A 14934-nucleotide genomic window follows, 5' to 3' on the forward strand; every position below is an offset into this window, starting at 1 on the left:
AATCATCCTACAATGAATACTAAGCGGTCTTTTTCACTAGCTGTTCTGCCATCACTTCTTTCTCCATCAATTGAGAGAATCAGAGTGTTTCTGCCTTCTTCTAGCATCAACACAACAGCATCAGGAGAGTTTTGTATAGGAGTAAATTGAGATGTAATATCAACTCCGTTTAGTTCAGCTGAAAATGTTTCAGGAAGGATAGTTTGTCCATATCGCAATAGCAAGTCAAATGATTGAGTTCCAGAGTCTAGCTTTACTGTTGTATCAGTAATTACTCCATAAACTAAAAAGTCATTTACATCAGAGCGCTGTCCCTTACCAGATATTGTGTTAATTACATCCAATGTAACTAGTTGAGTCGATGTAGTGAAAGAGTTGCCGTTGTTGTCAGTTGCAGTCCAGTGAACCAGAGTATCGCCAAGTGGGAAACCGTCTGCTGGTGCATCATGTGTAATTGATGCGATACCAAAGATGTCATCAGCTGTTGCTTGTTCAGTTAGTACTTGGTCAACAGGAGTTAGAAATGCTGTTGCCTCTGCTGTGATATCTGCTGGATCAGTTACAGTTGGAGGAGTTGTATCTTGTACAATAACATCAAAGAAAGAATCAGGAGAAATGTTTGATGAGGAATCATTTGCATTACATGTTACAGTTGTAGTTCCAAGTGGGAATGTATCTCCAGATGCAGCAGTACAGTCAGGAGTTATACCTGCATCAACTAGGTCAGTTGCAGTTACCTCAAAGAATACAACAGCACCATCAGATGTAATAATTTGATCAGCTAATACTTGGTTTCCTGAAGCATCAGTTGCAGCCCAGGTTCTTGTAACTACTTTGAGTTTTTGTGGGTCAGGATCATCAGCTTCTACATCAGTATGAGTAACTAGTGGTGAAGGGTCTATATCAGTTGCAGTAGCTTGTCCTGTAACGCTAGGATCATTTTCTCCATTAGTTAGAAAGTCTGGGGATTGTACTTCTACAGTGATGTCAGCTGGAATTGTAAGTGTTGGTGCAGTAGTATCAACTACATTGACAGTTCTTGTAACATGTATTGCTGCATTTCCAGAAGAGTCAGAGACATCATATGTAACAGCATAGCTTCCAAGTGTTGCAGTGTCAACTGATGAAGAACCAGTAGTTATTGAAGCAGTGATGTCTCCATCTACATTGTCAGTTGCAGTTGCACCTAGTTCAGTGTAAGAATCTCCTGCCTCTATTGTTTGTGGATTGTCTCCAACTAGTGTGATGATTGGTGGAACATTATCAACTACGTTGACAGTTCTAGTGACTTGAATTGCAGAGTTTCCTGCAGCATCATCTACGTCATATGTTACAGAGTAAGATCCAACTGCTGCAATATTAACTGCTGTAGCATCAATTGTTATTGAAGCAGGATTAATGTCTCCATCTACATTGTCAGTTGCAGTTGCACCTAGTTCAGTGTAAGAATCACCGATGTTGATTGTCTGTGGATTGTCTCCAACTAGTAGGATAACTGGTGGAGTGATATCTAAAATTATTTCCTCATTAGGAGATAGCTGGGCAACTAGAGTGTTAGTATTATCAAAAATCTGAATATCATCAAACCCTTCTCCTGTAACAAATTTTCCTTCAATTTCATCAAAGTTCAATGTAGACTGTGTTGGAATCTCAGTTCTGAGAACTCTACTATCATTTACATGAAATGCAACTTTAGCAGTTCCGGCCTTTGCACTAATCGTAACACTTCCACAAGAAACGGACATGTCATCACCAGGAAACACATCAATTGTAGCCAAACCGTCACAGACACTAATTTTTGTGGGAGAAGATACCTCAAAGTCTGACGTGGATACAGTTTGAGCATCTATTGGTTTTGAAAATAAAGTACGAATAGTATTATCACCTAAAATATCTGCAAAGATAATCCTAGGGTCCAAGGAATCAGCAGTAGCTACAACGGATTGTTGTGAAGTAGATTCTCCTGAAATATCACGTATTGGAACATCAAAAAATACTACGGGTTCTTGTTGTTGGGGGATTGCTGGCGACACTGTCAAAGTAATTATTTTACCATCAACTAGAGCATCATCAATTGTATAGTAAGTATCAGGTTCAGGAGAGGAGACACTAAAAGTTCCCAACAGGCGATTATCGTCATCATAATTATTTCCACTTAATTCAAATCCAAATGTCTGACCTGCCTGTACATCCAACTCAACATTGCCTGAATAATTAAATCCACCAGAAGGCAAAACGCAACAATCTACAGGGCCTTCATTTACTAGAGTAGTGCGCGACCCATCAGGATTAATTAAATCTAAACCAGTCTCCACACCAGAATCTGCATGAAATCCATTCCAATTGTAAAATAATGTTATAATTCCAGATTCAGCTGCAACTGTAGAGAATGTCCAAGTTCTTTTATCAAAATCGCCATCAGGAATAGTACCATCGCGTTCTAGATTATATTCAAATTGAGCAGAAAGGTCTGAAAAATCACCATCAGTAACAACAGCAGAATCTCCTATAGCTGACCAAAGTTCTGTGTCGACTCCTAAATTAATGTCTGAACTAGAGATAACTAGGAAGTTTTGTACATCTACTGATTCAGGATCAACATGATTAGAAAGTGCTATTTTAATAGAGTTGTCTCCAGTAACATATGCAGAAACAATCTTGGGTTCCAAAGTTTCAGCAGTAGTAGTTTTTGATTGAGGTATTAGTGATGTATTTGCAAATGTATCATCAACTAAATCTACTAAATATATGGTTGGAGTTTGGTTTGGCATGATTTGTGGAGATACTGTAAGTGTAATAGTTTCACCATCAACTAAAACATCATCTACTGAAAATGTTGCAGATACACCAGATTCAGGGATTTTTGGATCACCAGAAATTTCTATACCAGCTCGTGAGTCTTCAGAATCCACAACAAGTATTGGAACATCTCCAGAAACAATGTATCCGTTTGTGCCATCAGCATCTGCAAATAGTGATGAAGCAGAGGCAGGTTCAGAGTCTATTGAATCAGAGATTCCATCTCCGTCTTGGTCATCAAACTGCAAATCTACTTTTTGTATCAAAGTAGTAATATTTTCAGAGTCATCAACTGCACGCCAGACAACCTCGTTTTGTCCGACTCTAAACATTCCAGTATAAGACTCGATACAAGCAGGATCTGGAGGAGTAATTCCGTCAGGACAAACTGGATTCAATACACTTCCTAGATTGCTGTTTGTTACTGTAACATCATCGTCTACTAAATCCTCAGCAATAGCATTTCCAAAGTCAAGTTGTGTGATAAAAGAGTATGCAGGTAAATCAATGTCTTGTGGAAGACTAGTGAATTGAGGATTAGTTGTATCTACAATGGATATAGTTGAGCTTGCCATCGATAAATTAAATGACTTGTCTTGAGACTCCCAGACAACTTGATTCTCACCCAAATCAAATGTATACGAGTTTATGTCATGGATTGGTTGGGCCTCACATTTCATATAATCTGGAATCTGATATGCAGAAAATTGTTTAGATGCAGGCAAGGTTTGGTCGTATAATGACCAAGAGCCACCGTATGCATGTCCAACTAGGTATTGGGTGTCAATTCCATTAGCGCGATTCAGATTTCCTAATAGGAACCATGGTCCCCAATCAGAGTTGGGTTCTAGCTGCGAGATAGCATAGACTTGGTCATTTGATTGAGTCGCAACCAAGAACAATCTATCATATCTGTTTGCAACCTCAAGATGAGTTCCTTCACCACCAATTACTTTGGCCCAGTTTTGCCATCCAGATGGCCCAGAGTTTTCAGGAGTACCATGTTGATTTTTGTGGTGAATTCCGGCATCAGAACCAATAGCAAATACTTCTAAACTGCCATTCTCATTTCGAGATACATCTAGTTCAGACAGAGTTCCTTCAAGTGGTTGAAAATCTGACCAGCCATATGCAGGAGAAGGTCCCCATGTAGATCCCCATTGATAATTATGCCAAAGAGCATTATCATCACGAATAATAAATACTTCAATACGACCGTCTTTGTTTTGAATTGCATCAATCTTTTTTGCAAATACGTTAGTATTCCACTCTGGGTATAATTTTTGTTCTCCATGCCATGAAGAGTTTGGAGCATTTTGATAATTATGATAAATTCTATTATCAGTTCCAATATAGAACATTTCCAACCTGCCATCTTGGTTTGGGATTACTTTGATATCTTTTCCCCAACCTTGGACGTCTCCTCCAGAAAACCAATCAGTCCAAGTGTTGTTATCGCCTGTAATTTGTTGCCATTTATGATAAATTTTATCATCTGAACCTAGATGGAAAATTTCAAGACGACCGTCTTGATTTTTCGCAACTGATATTTTTTTTGCAAAACCTGGAATGTTTACCCAATCAGTCCAAACGCCTCCTTCTCCAAGCTGAGTTTTGTACCAGATGCCTCCATTCTTTCCGATAATGAATACCTGGTTGCTTCCATCACTGTTTTTAATAATATCAATTTCAGTTGCACCAGTTCCTCCAACGTTTGTCCAGCCATTCCATTCTCCTAAAACTGACCTTTCAAAATTATGATAGACTTGGCCATCACGTCCAATAGCAAAGACTTCAGCTCTTCCATGTGAGTCACTGATAGCTACCTTGTTTGCTCCAGAAGTTTGTATGTCATTAATCAAAGTAGAGTTTGCAGGACAAACTAGTTTTACTTTAGAGACGATATTATTCTCAGTAATTTGTTGAGCTGTCGGGGTGCCAATACAGACATCAGACTGTAACGTAAATCCATCTTCACATAACTGTTCAACAAAGTCAGGATCAAGCTCCAAGTCGCCATCAACTATATCAACTGAGCTTAATGAAAGAGAGTTTTTGTGTATTAGAGTCTTAGGACCTGTTGCCTCAAAGACATCATCTTGTGCAGTAATTGTTGGTGGAGTTGTATCAACTATGTTTATTCGCTGTTGGAAATTTAGAATCTTTTTGCTTGTTCCGTAATCTCTTTCAATCTGCCAGTCAAGGATTGTTTGACCCAAATTAAATAGAGTTGGTTCAGTAGGGGGCGTGGGTGGATTTTCAATTCTAACTGATAAGGAACCAGTCATCTGATTATTTTCATCAGAGTTTCCACCAAATACTTCAAATCCATATGTCTGACCAGCCTTTACATCAAATTCCACAGAGCCAGTATATTGAAAACCGCCTGATGGTGACGAGCAACAATTCACAGGCCCAGCACTTTGCAGAGGAGTGACCCCATTTGGAGTAATTTGATTAATGCCTGCTTTGACTTGGTACCAAGAATGAAATCCTTGATAGTCATAGGTGAGTTTTAAGGTTTCATCACTTTGTGCTACAGTTGTAAATGTCCAGCTGCGGTCTACAAAATTATCACGTCTAATGTCATACTCAAATTTTACAAACCCATCAGATGGATCATCATCAGTTAGTCGGGGCGCTGCATCGCCTGAATGTGATGCAACTACATTCCAGTCAGAGGGAGGAGGAAGAAGTGATGGGAACATGTCATTTTTAATAGAAAGCGCAGGAGGATTAACTACCTCAGGGGTTCCTACATGCTCTAATCCTAGTGGAGTTTGAGGACCTGTTGCCTCAAATGTCTTATCAGGAGGAATTGTTATTCCTGCAAAGTAATCAACAGGAATTGCGTGTGCTACAGGACCAGTGTAGGGATGTTGTTCAAGATTAACTGAGCTCCATGGCAAAGTGTTAGAGTTACTAAATACTACAATCTTCCAAGATATTGGGAACTTGAGACCAATTGTAAATGTAATTGCAGGCTTTACAAAAATTTCATAATTAATAGAGTTTAGCAGATACTTGAAGTTATCAAACTTTACAATTACAGAGTCTGTTTCAATATCATATTCACCTGCAACTATTCCACCAATAGTTTTTGTTTGTGGTTGTGTTAATGCACCATTGCCATCACGTGCAAGGAAACTTACATTTTGGGTTCCAGATGCAGAGTCACCATAGTTTGAAAATACAGATTGAATCTCATTTGAGCTAATGTTTAGTGTAGCTCCTGCCCCTAGCTCACCACCAAATGATAAAATTCCAGGATAGCCATACTCAAACCAAACATTAGTACACATCTTTGTCTTTTCAACTGTTGGAAGATGTGGTTGTAATGACCATATGATGTATTCTTCCACACTCATATTGCCTGCAAGAACTCTATGCACAGCAGTTGGAGTGTTCTTTTTTTCACACTTTGCTGGAATTGTCACCTCAACAGCACCAAATGGGAAATTTATTGGGTTGTTATCTTCGTCCAGACCATACGGAGTTCTAAAGCTACCACAGTTTAGTCCTTCATCTTTTAAGAACTGTGCAAAGCTTTCAGGATCTCCACCTAAAATTCCATATTTGTCTTTCATGTGATTAAAGACAGTTATTACAGATTTTGGATTTTGAGGATCAACTTTGAAGACATCATCAAGTCTGTCTGAAGTACATTTGTCAATAAAGTTCATGTTAGGACCCCACCAAAAATTAATGAGTGTAATAGAGCCATTAAGTACAGACGCCTTTATTCCAAAACCAACAATTACACGTCCTGCAACTTCATCACCATCATTTGGAGAAAAGCTAGACTCTAGAGCAAATCTCTCACAGCTTGCAATAACAAGAGTAGGCGCATGCTTTAATGAGTTGTTTGGATTGTTACAGAAATCAATATAGTCTTGTTTTGTAAAATCTTTAGGAATTATTCTGCCACTAATTGAAAATGGTGCACCAGGAAGAACAGATCTTGGAGTCACTAGCTCTAATGTAACTGGCAGTCTAAATGCAGCTGCTGCATCAAACTTGTATCCAACCCAAAAGCTAAACCACTCTACACACGACTGTCTTTCTTCCCAGTTCCAAGTCCACAAATCAATTAAGACCCAGTATGTAATGCATGACTTTGCAGCATATGACCAAGAGTTTTCATACTTTGGCGGAGCCCAAGTAAATCCAAAGAGCACATCAACTTCAGTTGTTACAGTATGGTCTTGTGCAGACGCCTGTGGGATAATTAAATCAGAAATATCATTGAAAATGGGATCATAAATTATTGTTGGATTTGGAGTTGTTTCATCATATGATGTAAGCGTAATTGGCATTTTGTTTTTTGGTTTTTCCTTGTCTTTTTTCTCAAGCATTTTGAGATCCTTTTCTTCAAACTTTATGGTGTATTTTTCAGTGATTTCATGAATCTGCTCAAGGGAATGAAAGTCGACTCCATTAGGATTTTGTTTTGATTTGAAAATTTTTCCTTGTTTGACTTTTAGCTCTTTGTCATTTTTGTCTTTGATCTTTTTTCCTTTTGCATCATTTAGAATTTTGTTGTTAAGCGTATTGATGACAGTATTTTCAATGTCACAGACATCACCTATCTCATCAATAGTACCGTTTGCTTTTTTGCACAATTCTTCAAATGTTTCTGGAGAGTCTTCAGAAATCCAATCACGAGAAAATGCAATCTTGTCCCATTCAGTTTGTTCAGGATCAATTTGTTGTGGATTTTTGAATTTAATTGTAGACTTTGTTGTAATCTCTTTTCCTAAAAGTCTGTCATTTTTTATAATCTCTTTTACTGATAAAAGCTCAGTTGTAAAATCTGGAATGTGTTCAGGATTTCTTTTTCCATTATTTTCTTTTGGTTTTTTTGGGTCACCGTTTTTCATTATATCAAAACTTTTCTTCAGAGTCTCTTGTAACGGAGTTGTGTTTGGGACTGACTCTAAAAATTGCTCGACTTTGGGATTACGTTTTACTGTTGACGGATCAGTTTTGTGGTCACTCTGATTTTTTTCGTTATTTCCTTGTCCTGGATTAGCACCAAGAGCTGCTTGTGTTACAGTACCAGATAAAAGTATAACTGCAAAAAATACTGTCGCGATTCTCAATAAATTAGAATTAGAATGCATCTCCAACATGCATCATATAGTATTCACTAGAATTCTTTATGCCCACATATAATCACAAAATATGAAATTACTTAAAGATGATCTTGTAATAGCAAAATATTACACTTTCAAACGTAAATTATCAATTAATTTCAAAATTCTTGTCTTATTTTAGAAGATCATAATTTCACAAAACTCCCCCCTAGTATCAGACTATCAAAAAGTTTAAGATTTAACATACTGAAATAAAATGGAACTAAAAGAGACGCTATAAGGTCAATTCCCATCCAATTTGAACCATGAGTTATTATTATTAACATTTCACGATAAATGTTAACGAGAGTTTTTGTACTATTTCAGACAACAATATTGGAACTAATAGGACACTACAGAGCCAATACCCATAAGATATAACTAATTTAGGGATAATTTTGAAGTCATCTACAAACAGTCTAGAAGAACTACTTTTTAGACGACTACAATCTACTACAGGTTAATTTCTCAACTTTTTACCCAATGATTAGATTTAAGTTCAAAAATATTATTTCAAACTTATGGATATTTACTCGAGTAAATTTGCAATAATTGTAATAATTGCACTAGTGAGCATTCTTGCATTACAAGTAATGACAAATAGTAATAATTCAGCTCAACTAATTGATTCAGAAACATGTGAGTTATACGTCATGGATTCTCAAATCAATGCAAAAAAATACCTAAATGAATTTGATCAAAAATGTCTAGATTTTAAGAATTTAAATCCATAGAAAATTAATTAATGAAACTGTTTTCATTAAATTATGGAAGGTCCCTCTGAGATAAACTCTGTTTTTTGGAATGAGGAGAAAAAATCTTGGGACTACAAACTAATCAAAGTAGAAGAATATTTTGGATTCACAGAATGCCAGCAGTGTAGAAAACCAATGTCACATAATATAAAAACAGACGGAGAATTCAAAATGGTTTATGTTAAATGTGCTTGTGCAGATAGAAAGTAAACTCCCCACATTCAAGCAGTATCGATTCCTAAAACATCATAGTATGCTTTTGGAATCATTTGCTGCCCTTTGAAAAAGACATTATTTACTGCAGTATCCAAAACGTATGTTTTTGCCCAATCATCTTCACTTCTAATTGAACGCCCAAAACCCTGAAGGATCTTAGTAAGGGTTTGAGAGGTATACCATAGAGGGAATTTGTTCATTTTTGCCCTTGTTCTCTTTTCAGTGTAATTTGGATATGGAACCTTGGCAATTATTTGAAATCTTGACAAATCATCCTTCAAATCAACACCTTCCCATAACGAAGAGGAAAGCAAAACTCCCGTAGGATCAGTAGCATGTTCAGAAATTACCTCGTCTTGAGTTTTTCCATCTTTGTTTTTACTATGACATAGTCTAATTCTTTGAGTATTCTTGGGAGACAAATATCTAAGAATTTTTTGACATCTAGGAATAGATGATGTTAAAATTAATCCACGTTCATCAGAATGCTCATCCATTATTCGATCAATTGTTTTAATCACTTCAAGTTCATCCTTTTCAGTTGAACCATAACTTAACCTCCTGATGTTAAGAAGATCAATACTTCTATTTTCAATAGGGAATGGGGATTTTGGAGTGTCAACAAATGCAACATCGTCTTGTCGCAATCCCATGTTTTCACAAAAACTAGATTTATCAATTGTTGCAGACATGAAAATTTGATACTCAGTTTCAAAAAAAGAATTTGCAAATTTGGAAACGTCGATTGGCTTTACAGAAATGGTTCTAAAATTACCATTCAAATCTTTCATAGGTTCATTAACAACAAAATTGTCTTTATCAGACATGATGTCAATTTTTGCTTGAGCCGACCGGTCATGTCGGCGCTCCAATCCAGTAATCAATTCATAATCTGGATTATTTTGAAACGCTGCACTTTCTTTAATGTCTTTAATTTTTTTGGCATATGAAAAAGCCATATCATCTGTTAGCTGTATCATTGAATCTAAATCAGTAAAATCATATTTTTCAGAATTCAGATTACATTCATCCACTTGTCCACTAAAAATATCAAATCCAACAAACTGAATAATTTGATCCTCTATTTTGTGGGCTTCATCAAAAACGGTTACTTTTCTATCAAGATATTCCTCAAAGAGCTTTTTGTTAAATTTCATAATTGTGAAGAATGCATGATAATTCCAAAGAGAATGTTTTGAAACTAGTGCATCATATTTTTGCATGTAATAGTGGCATGACAGAGAATCTTGAGTATTCTCTTCTACTTGTTTGATTGTAGGCTTGAATTTACAAACTTCAAAAATTTCTTTCCCATTTTTATTCACCCTTTCCTGGCATTCACCTTTATCACAGGTCAACCCCCATCTCATCGCCCTTCTATCATTATTGACTTTTTCTGAATCCATCAATTTAAGACATGGAAAATTTTGCTTTCCTTTTACGGGTTTTAGAAACGGAATATCTTTGATATATTGATCTTGGAGATGTTTTGACGCAGTTACAGTAAAGGAGCTGTCAAAATAGCTGGAAACGGTTGCTCCAACTAGAGACTTTCCTACACCTGTTGGAGCACATAAAATAATTTTCTTAAATCCTGATTTTAATTTCTCTTCAATTTGAGATAAGATCTCTTTTTGAATTTCTCTAGGAGTAAATTGATCTGGGAATTTTTCTAATAAGGACAGGATTTCATTTCTTTATACTCTGTATTAAAATCATGAAGGTTCTTGTGATATCAAAAATTGTCATCTAGTTCAACACATAGATCCTTTTTTCTAGTTTCAAAAAATGTAAGAAAGTTCATTTTATAAAATAGTTGAGAATGTGTATATGGTAATTCCTGCCAACATCAATATACTTACAGTTATTGCTTTTTTGTCATTTTGCGATAGTTTCAATACAATTCAGAATATTCCATGAACTTAAGCGTATTGATGAGTTTAATATCTAGTATCAACATCTTAAATCATGGAATTATTAGATGATAAAATGAGAGTATGGACAGACAGTGCCCAATATGTAAAACCAAACCCAGGAGTATATGTTCTGTATAATAGAAAGAAAGATCCAATATACATAGGCTATACAGATAATCTTGAAAAAACATTTGCAAATTATGTAGATACTGATTTTGACGGAAGCGAATGCATGCAAAAAACTTCATCATATCAAAGAGTGTTTGACGATAATCCAAAAGAAATGCAATTGAGATTGATAGAAGACTTCAAAAATGAAACTGGCAGCATCCCAGTTTGTAATTCAGAGATCAAGATAGAAACTCGCTAAATGATTTCACTGCAATGCATTGAAGTCTTACTAGATTAATACAAAAAATCACTAGCAAATTTCATGTCAAACGCAATAATTTATGCAGGTATTGCAATCGGAGTAGCCGCCTTAGCAGGAATAATGGTTTATGCCCATGATAACCAAGAAAACTATCTTCGAGATGATGCAGTACTGGCACCAGCTGCAGAACAAGGAGTCTTTGAATCAGAAACAGGTATGGTCAAATTAAATAAAGAACAATGGCATGAAGATCCTTTCGGAGACCTTGCAGCAAAAGTTAAAGCAGAAAATGGGAGATAATCTATTCTAGATTATCATCCATATTATTTTCAATATTAAACTCATCAATCATGGTATTAGGAACAAATTTTGAATTTTTCAAGTAAAGCAATTTATCTTAGATAGACGTAATTTAGGAATGCATCAGTGTTACTATTGCGAGCAAATATTTGATTCAAAAGAAAAACTATATGATCATGTTGAAGTTCATTCAGACATTGAACGAAATAAGGAAATCATGAATAGGAAAAAGCAGGCTCAAAAAAAATAGTCGCATAATAATAGACTAAAAAAAATAGAGCAAAGGTAAGACTTTTTCAATTTCAGGAGCGGATATAACAATTATTTTATCATCCAACATGGATTGGGTTGAAAAAATACTACAAAAATCATGTGATAGGACCCTTACCAAAGGAGAAGTATTGCATAGTCTTTTTCACATGATTGAAGTAAATGAAACTACATTAAACCACATTCAAACAAACAATACAGATTTTGGTCCAGAGCTTGAAGAATTAAAACAGACAGAAATTAGAGATTTGGAATTTCATTTAAAATATTATCGGAGTTTAGTAAATTACATTAATTCGATTCCAGAAAACAAAATAATTGAAAATAGGACCTAATCATCCCAAGAAACAGTGTAGGATACAAATGTCATTGTATTAGATTTTTTTTGTGTTCCCCACTCATTTGGAGTGTGACCCGAGTTTTGCTCAGATAATTCAGTCCATTTGAATTTAGGTAACTTTGCAGTTTCCATGAATCAAAATTCATAATACAAACATATAACAAATCAGACTACACTGCAAGACAAATTATTGTTTTAATTTCATGAATAACAAATCATATTTTGATTGCTGCTCAACATTCAGGCCATAATTTGTTTCGTCATGGTATTTCAAAGACTTTTCATCATACAGCTGTTGTAACTTTTCAACCTCAGCATTAATCATCTTTCCAGAATCCTCCTTTGCAAATTGTTTTCGTTGCTCCTCATTTTGACCTCGAGTGGGAAAATGTTTTGAATAAAATTGTTCTTGTAATTTAACGATATTCTCATTTTTGACTAATTCAGCAAGGTCAAAAGTTCCCTGTTCATGTTTTAGTAATGAATCAGTGGCCGCAGTTAATCGCACCCAAGAAAGCAAAGGATGAAACTCTACAAAAATACGAATATCCTCAATAAAGAAAACAATTTGCTCACCTATTTTTTCAGAATTCACAGTCCAAGTAAATCTGTATTTGATGACGCTGTGTGAGTCTTCAAAGACTGCAGGATTAGATTCGGCTTGAAAATCAGACCACCTCAGAGTGAATTCAGGAGCCCATTCCAAAGTGGTATTTTCAGCCATGATAGACTCTATTTCACTGAGAATAAAATTATTCTTGTATATTTTGAGATAAATTCATTTTTTATGAAATAAAGACTTGGAAAATATTATACACATTATTAGAAAATTTTAGGCTCAATTAAACCAAGAATAAAAAATGGATCGCTTTTTCAACCCTTTTTGATCAAAATTCAAGACATGTTTTATTTTAAGAATTTTTAAGAATAGAAATCAATACGAATTTTGAAAGCAAGGTGATTGCGGATTTGACATCCAAACGTAACCCCCAAAGGGCCGATGATAAAGGATGTCAAATTTGCTTGCTTTCTTAATTCCAAACTATTAATTTCAGCAAAATCAAGGGTTTATCATGATGACAAAGTTTTATGCGTGGATGGGTATTTCAGTAGCAGCGTTAATTGTAGGACTATTTCTATTATTTAGTTAAGACGTAATTTCAAAATTAGGATTGCAGCCAAGTTGGTTTAGAATTTCGTTAATATTTTCAATTAGATTATTTTGTTGATCAATCATAGAATTGATTTTTTTGCCTTGTGAATTTAATTTCGATAGAACATTTTGGGCTTTGTCGAATTCATGAGATTCAAGTGTTTTGCCTTCATAATATTGGTATTGTTTGTAATATTCATCATATTGGGATTGTTCTCGGGCAATTTCAACATCAAGGAATTCAATTTCAGATTGCAATTCTTGTTTGTCAATTAACAATTGTTGCTGACCAACAAAAAGTTCTTCAAATCTTTCAGGTACAGTATATCCTTTAGAATTAAATGAGATTTCAGGTGTTTCAGTAGAATACATCAAATGATCTTTTTTGCTTGAATGGCCCAACCCCAATGCATGGCCAATTTCATGCATCAAAATATTTGTAACCATATTCTCATCGTTTTGGACAAAATTAGATGCACAGTCTTCTGCTCCAACAGAAATTTCTAAAACACAATGAGTTAAAATTCCAAACAATACGCTATTACATGTTGCAAGTCCTGTATGAGTAGATGATGCATATTTTTGCCATTTGATTTCAATGTTAGAATTTTCAGATTGTATAAATTCCAAGTTTGGGTTAGATTGCTCCCAAGTATCAATAGCTTTTTTCAATGCGTCAACAGGGATTTGTTTATTTGGAATATCAGGAACATCAGCAAACGAATAGTAGATTATTTGATGATCTTTGGATGTGACAACGTTAGATATTTGCTGAATACTTTCAACAGAGGGGGAAAATCCAATAGACGAAGTATCAAATCCGAATGGAAGTAAATCCTCATACCAGACATATCCAAGAATCATAACAAATGCAACTAATACAAAAATGCCTTTCATATGGATTAGAAGAGGAAATAATACCTAAAACTTTCTATCAAATCAAAAGGATTAGCCTCGATCGAATTTTTTAGTAAATTGAATCAATTTTATCACACTTTTTTTATTTTAAGAGAATTATAAAATAGGAATTATTGCCATGGAGTAGCTGGATATTGGTAATCGCTTAGGCAGTTCGACATTGATTACCAATTTTATCTGTGGCCAAAAATTTCATTTGGGATGAGAGTTTTTCAAATAGTCTGATTTTTCTGTGTTAGAAAATAAAAAAGCGTTATGTTTTAACAATTTCAAAACATTTTGAAACGCGGGGCACTCACAATCAATAGAAAAAAGTTCTTCACATTTAGGACACTGAATTACCTGATGATTTCCCCAATCACATTCTATATCATTAATTATCTCAAAATATACATGTTCATTACAAGTACAAAGTAATTCCTCTTGAAATTTTTCTTTTTTATTCACATTAGAGTTCATATGAAATTAAATATAATTTATTAACAATACAATTACCATCAAACTGTATTGATTTGACTGAATGTCCTACTTGTAAGCTTGCAATGGAATCTCATTCCACAGATGAATTGATGGAATGCTGTATGAAACAAGTGGGTGATGGGTTATCTGAGGAAGAATCAGGAGTTTGCCCAAATTGCAAACATGATATCAAAAATCATACCAGTAAGGGATTAGCAGAATGCACACTTGAATTTTTGAAATCAGGAATAAACAACTGATTCAAGATAAGATTAAACATCGGAGAAAAACAGAAATTTT

11 protein-coding genes are annotated in these 14934 nt (G+C 35.0%); 6 read left to right on the plus strand and 5 right to left on the minus strand.

Annotation, left to right across the window (positions count from 1 at the left end; genetic code table 11):
• Nucleotides 1-2 precede the first annotated feature (2 nt).
• Complete coding sequence (locus NSED_RS05030) at nucleotides 3-7901, minus strand: DUF8189 domain-containing protein (protein ID WP_162129647.1); 7899 nt, start codon at nucleotides 7899-7901, stop codon at nucleotides 3-5.
• A 554-nt stretch (nucleotides 7902-8455) separates the two neighbouring features.
• On the opposite strand from NSED_RS05030, the gene NSED_RS05035 reads away from it, so the two are divergent.
• Nucleotides 8456-8668 carry a hypothetical protein gene (locus tag NSED_RS05035; protein WP_014965171.1) on the plus strand — a complete coding sequence of 71 codons (213 nt, stop codon included), beginning with the start codon at nucleotides 8456-8458 and terminating at the stop codon, nucleotides 8666-8668.
• A 33-nt stretch (nucleotides 8669-8701) separates the two neighbouring features.
• Nucleotides 8702-8899: a hypothetical protein gene (locus NSED_RS05040; protein ID WP_014965172.1), complete on the plus strand. Its 198-nt coding sequence runs from the start codon at nucleotides 8702-8704 to the stop codon at nucleotides 8897-8899.
• Nucleotides 8900-8910: 11 nt separating this feature from the next.
• Here NSED_RS05040 and NSED_RS05045 read toward each other — a convergent pair whose 3' ends face one another.
• Nucleotides 8911-10593 carry a helicase C-terminal domain-containing protein gene (locus NSED_RS05045; RefSeq protein WP_076797506.1) on the minus strand — a complete coding sequence of 561 codons (1683 nt, stop codon included), beginning with the start codon at nucleotides 10591-10593 and terminating at the stop codon, nucleotides 8911-8913.
• Between the two features lie 280 nt (nucleotides 10594-10873).
• Here NSED_RS05045 and NSED_RS05050 point away from each other — a divergent pair, with 280 nt between their 5' ends.
• From NSED_RS05050 to NSED_RS05065, 3 genes are all read left to right on the plus strand, one after another.
• Nucleotides 10874-11191 carry a GIY-YIG nuclease family protein gene (locus NSED_RS05050; protein ID WP_014965174.1) on the plus strand — a complete coding sequence of 106 codons (318 nt, stop codon included), beginning with the start codon at nucleotides 10874-10876 and terminating at the stop codon, nucleotides 11189-11191.
• 63 nt (nucleotides 11192-11254) lie between these two features.
• The gene (locus NSED_RS05055) at nucleotides 11255-11494 is read left to right on the plus strand and encodes a hypothetical protein (protein WP_014965175.1); all 240 of its coding nucleotides are present in this window, start codon (nucleotides 11255-11257) and stop codon (nucleotides 11492-11494) included.
• 338 nt (nucleotides 11495-11832) lie between these two features.
• Nucleotides 11833-12099, plus strand: a complete 267-nt coding sequence (locus NSED_RS05065; protein WP_014965176.1) for a hypothetical protein — start codon at nucleotides 11833-11835, stop codon at nucleotides 12097-12099.
• Here NSED_RS05065 and NSED_RS10480 read toward each other — a convergent pair.
• The 3 genes from NSED_RS10480 to NSED_RS05075 all read right to left on the minus strand — a co-directional run bounded on the left by NSED_RS10480 (nucleotide 12096) and on the right by NSED_RS05075 (nucleotide 14154).
• Nucleotides 12096-12236 (minus strand): hypothetical protein, encoded by a 141-nt coding sequence (locus NSED_RS10480; RefSeq protein ID WP_016940338.1) that lies wholly within the window; start codon nucleotides 12234-12236, stop codon nucleotides 12096-12098. The genes NSED_RS05065 and NSED_RS10480 overlap by 4 nt on opposite strands.
• A gap of 55 nt (nucleotides 12237-12291) precedes the next feature.
• A complete protein-coding gene (locus NSED_RS05070) occupies nucleotides 12292-12828 on the minus strand; it encodes a hypothetical protein (RefSeq protein WP_014965177.1) in 537 nt (178 codons plus the stop codon).
• 423 nt (nucleotides 12829-13251) lie between these two features.
• A complete protein-coding gene (locus NSED_RS05075; protein WP_014965178.1) occupies nucleotides 13252-14154 on the minus strand; it encodes a matrixin family metalloprotease in 903 nt (300 codons plus the stop codon).
• Nucleotides 14155-14687: 533 nt separating this feature from the next.
• Between NSED_RS05075 and NSED_RS05085 the strand changes: the two genes are divergently transcribed.
• Nucleotides 14688-14894, plus strand: a complete 207-nt coding sequence (locus tag NSED_RS05085) for a hypothetical protein (RefSeq protein ID WP_014965180.1) — start codon at nucleotides 14688-14690, stop codon at nucleotides 14892-14894.
• Nucleotides 14895-14934 lie beyond the last annotated feature (40 nt).

This window comes from Candidatus Nitrosopumilus sediminis (genome assembly GCF_000299395.1).
Taxonomy (GTDB): Archaea; Thermoproteota; Nitrososphaeria; order Nitrososphaerales; family Nitrosopumilaceae; genus Nitrosopumilus; species Nitrosopumilus sediminis.

Coding starts and splice junctions, on each gene's coding strand:
- NSED_RS05035 (WP_014965171.1), top strand. CDS start 8,456: ATGGATATTTACTCGAGTAAATTTGCAATAATTGTAATAATTGCACTA.
- NSED_RS05040 (WP_014965172.1), top strand. CDS start 8,702: ATGGAAGGTCCCTCTGAGATAAACTCTGTTTTTTGGAATGAGGAGAAA.
- NSED_RS05050 (WP_014965174.1), top strand. CDS start 10,874: ATGGAATTATTAGATGATAAAATGAGAGTATGGACAGACAGTGCCCAA.
- NSED_RS05075 (WP_014965178.1), bottom strand. CDS start 14,154: ATGAAAGGCATTTTTGTATTAGTTGCATTTGTTATGATTCTTGGATAT.
- NSED_RS05055 (WP_014965175.1), top strand. CDS start 11,255: ATGTCAAACGCAATAATTTATGCAGGTATTGCAATCGGAGTAGCCGCC.
- NSED_RS10480 (WP_016940338.1), bottom strand. CDS start 12,236: ATGGAAACTGCAAAGTTACCTAAATTCAAATGGACTGAATTATCTGAG.
- NSED_RS05065 (WP_014965176.1), top strand. CDS start 11,833: ATGGATTGGGTTGAAAAAATACTACAAAAATCATGTGATAGGACCCTT.
- NSED_RS05070 (WP_014965177.1), bottom strand. CDS start 12,828: ATGGCTGAAAATACCACTTTGGAATGGGCTCCTGAATTCACTCTGAGG.